The 3106-nt window shown below is 69.8% G+C and carries 4 protein-coding genes; all 4 read left to right on the forward strand.

The window, feature by feature from the left end; genetic code table 11:
* The coding region (locus FNH04_RS43780) for a DUF4190 domain-containing protein (RefSeq protein ID WP_228031980.1) at window positions 1-1185 on the forward strand (1185 nt) is incomplete at its 5' end.
* Window positions 1186-1332: 147 nt separating this feature from the next.
* Window positions 1333-2085, forward strand: a complete 753-nt coding sequence (locus FNH04_RS43785; protein ID WP_322725593.1) for a GntR family transcriptional regulator — start codon at window positions 1333-1335, stop codon at window positions 2083-2085.
* 373 nt (window positions 2086-2458) lie between these two features.
* Window positions 2459-2650, forward strand: coding sequence for an SPOR domain-containing protein (locus tag FNH04_RS43790; RefSeq protein WP_152791800.1), 192 nt, complete (start codon window positions 2459-2461; stop codon window positions 2648-2650).
* A gap of 45 nt (window positions 2651-2695) precedes the next feature.
* Window positions 2696-3106, forward strand: a 411-nt coding sequence (locus FNH04_RS43795; RefSeq protein ID WP_152791801.1) for a (deoxy)nucleoside triphosphate pyrophosphohydrolase, incomplete at its 3' end; no start/stop codon positions are given.

Below are 3106 nucleotides of genomic sequence, written 5' to 3' on the forward strand. Positions count from 1 at the left end.
CCCCAGGGGCAGGTCCCGACGCCTCCGGGGCAGTACCCGCCGCCCGCGGGGCCGGGGCAGCCGTACGGGGCGCCGGGTCAGCCGTACGCCCACCCGTACCAGCCCTGGGGGCAGGGTTACTCCCCTTACCACCACCCCGCGCCCGTCAACGGTCTCGCGATCGCCGCGCTAGTGCTCGGGATCCTCTGCTTCCTGCCCCTCGTCGGCCTGGTCCTCGGGATCGTCGCGCTCGTGCAGATCGGGAGGAGGGGCGAGCGGGGCAAGGGGATGGCCGTCTCGGGGATGGTGCTGTCGGTGATCGGCGCCCTCCTGATGACCGTCTCCCTCGCCACCGGCGGTGCGCGCGACTTCTGGGAGGGCTTCCAGGAAGCGGCGCGCGACAACGGCAGCACCTTCTCGGTGGAGAAGGGTGAGTGCTTCGACGCGCCGAACGGTTCCCTGGAGGGCTACGCGTACGACGTCGACACGGTGCCCTGCAGCGGTGAGCACGACGCCGAGGTGTTCGCCAACTTCGATCTGCCCGACGGCGGCTGGCCCGGCGACGACGCGGTCACCGAGGTCGCCGACGACAAGTGCTACACGCTGGCGGACTCGTACGCGATGGACTCCTGGGCCATGCCGCTCGACGTCGACGTCTACTACTTCACGCCCACGCGGCAGAGCTGGGGGCTCGGCGACCGCGAGATCACCTGCATGTTCGGCAGCACGGACGAGAAGGGCAGCCTGACCGGCTCGCTGCGCAAGGACGGGACGACGCTCGACGAGCACCAGGTCGCCTATCTGAAGGCGGCAGCCGTCCTCAACGAGGCGATGGAGTCGGGGCCGGAGGAGGAGTACGTCGAGGAGAACCTGCCCGGCTACAAGAAGTGGGCCACCCGTGTGTCGGACGCGCTCGCCCGGCAGGTCGGCATGCTCCGCGGCCACGAGTGGCCCGAGGGGGCCGAGAAGCCGGTCGCGGCTCTCGTGAAGGACCTGGAACTGGCGCGGAAGGAGTGGGCGAAGGCGGCGAAGGCCTCCGACGAGGACACCTACTACGACCACTACGACGAGGGCTGGGACCTCACCGACCCCCAGAAGACGGTCACGGCCCGCAAGGCTCTGGGCCTGGCCACGACCCCGCCCTCCTATGACGTGGAGGACGGTGCCGGGGACGGAGGAGGGGACGGCTCCGCTCAGGAGGTGTGAAGGCGGCCATAGCGGGGAGAAAGTGCCTGCGTAAAGCCCCCCTGCGGCAGCTGTCATCACATCGGGTGATTGTCTGGCCTTCACTTGCAAGAGACAACCCACGGTTGCCAGGCTGTTGCTGTCTGTACAACCTGATGGGAGCGGCCAGTGACTTTCGGTGAGCAGCCGGCGTATCTGCGTGTCGCGGGTGATCTCCGCAAGAAGATCGTCGACGGTTCGCTGCCGCCCCGCACCCGGCTTCCCTCCCAGGCGCGCATCCGCGAGCAGTACGGCGTCTCGGACACGGTGGCGCTGGAGGCCCGCAAGGTGCTGATGGCCGAGGGGCTCGTCGAGGGCCGCTCCGGATCGGGGACGTATGTGAGGGAGCGGCCCGTGCCCCGCCGGGTCGTCCGCTCCGGGTTCCGGCCCTCCAGTGGGGCCACGCCGTTCCGGCAGGAGCAGGCCGACGCCGTGGCGCGCGGCACGTGGGAGTCGCGCAGCGAGCAGACCGAGGCGAGCCGCCTCGTCGCCGAGCGGCTGTCCATCCAGCCCGGGGAGCGGGTGATGTGTACGAAGTACCTGTTCCGGGACGCGGGCGAGGTGATGATGCTCTCCACGTCCTGGGAGCCGCTCGTGGTGACCGGCCGTACGCCGGTGATGCTCCCCGAGGAGGGGCCGCTCGGCGGGATGGGTGTCGTCGAACGCATGGCGGCGATCGATGTGATCGTGGACAACGTGACGGAGGAGGTCGGGGCCCGGCCCGGTCTCGCCGAGGAGCTCCTGCTCCTCGGGGGTGTCCCCGGGCATGTCGTCATCGTCATCCAGCGCACGTACTTCGCGTCCGGTCGTCCGGTGGAGACGGCCGACGTGGTGGTGCCGGCGGATCGGTACCGCGTGGCGTACCACCTCCCGGTGAAGTAGCGCGGCGGCCCGAGGGATCCGGCCAATCCGTGCGCCTTGAGGATGATGTCCGGGGTGTGTCCAAGCGTCTTTCGTCGAGCCGTAGTTCGAATCTGGCCGTTCTCGTGGCTGTGCCTCGGGGTATGCCCTTCGCGCCCCGTTCCCGCCTGAGCTGCTGGATTGCTGCTTGTGAGAGCGCACAGGGGCGCGCGCGGGGCGGTCGGCGGCGCGTTCGACGGGATGCCGGCCCTGTGGGGTGGCTGGTTGCGTACCTCGTTGTGAAAAGCCGTATTCGCTGCGTGAAGGTTAGGCGTACGCTCGGGCATATGCGGATTGCGGTTTCCCTGGGTGGGGCGGCGCGGCGTGAGCCGGGGACGGGAAGTGGAGGGGCGCGATGAGCGACGGCACGATCACTCTCCCCTGGCTCGTCATACGGCAGGACGACAACGGCAATCGCTATCGCGTCGGAAGGTACGCGACCAGGGCCGAGGCGCAGGAGATCGCGGACAGCCTCGACAGCCGTGGGCACAAGCAGCTCTACTGGGTCGAGCAAATCGGCCAGAACGGGCACGGCGGGGGGAGCTGACTGGCTCCGCCCGGCTTCCCCTCCCGCTCCCGTAGGCTCCCGCGCATGACCGAACCGATCGTGGTGGTGGGAGCCGCTCTGCTGGACGGCGGGCGTCTGCTCGCCGCGCGCCGGAGTGCGCCGCCTGAGCTCGCTGGGCGCTGGGAGCTGCCCGGGGGCAAGGTCGAGCCCGGCGAGACCCCTGAGGACGCGCTCGTGCGTGAGCTGCGTGAAGAGCTCGGCGTCGAGGTGGAGCCGGCGGAGCGGGTCCCCGGCGAGTGGCCTCTGAAGGCCGACTACGTCCTGCGCGTGTGGACCGCGCACCTTCTCTCCGGTGATCCGCGGCCTCTGGAGGACCACGACGAGCTGCGCTGGCTGAGCCCGGATGAGATCTGGGACGTCGAGTGGCTGGACCAGGATGTCCCGGCGGTCATGGAGACGGCGCGGCTTACGTGGGGGAGGGACCTGTCTCTTATA

Source organism: Streptomyces phyllanthi (genome assembly GCF_009377205.1).
GTDB classification, from domain to species: domain Bacteria; phylum Actinomycetota; class Actinomycetes; order Streptomycetales; family Streptomycetaceae; genus Streptomyces; species Streptomyces phyllanthi.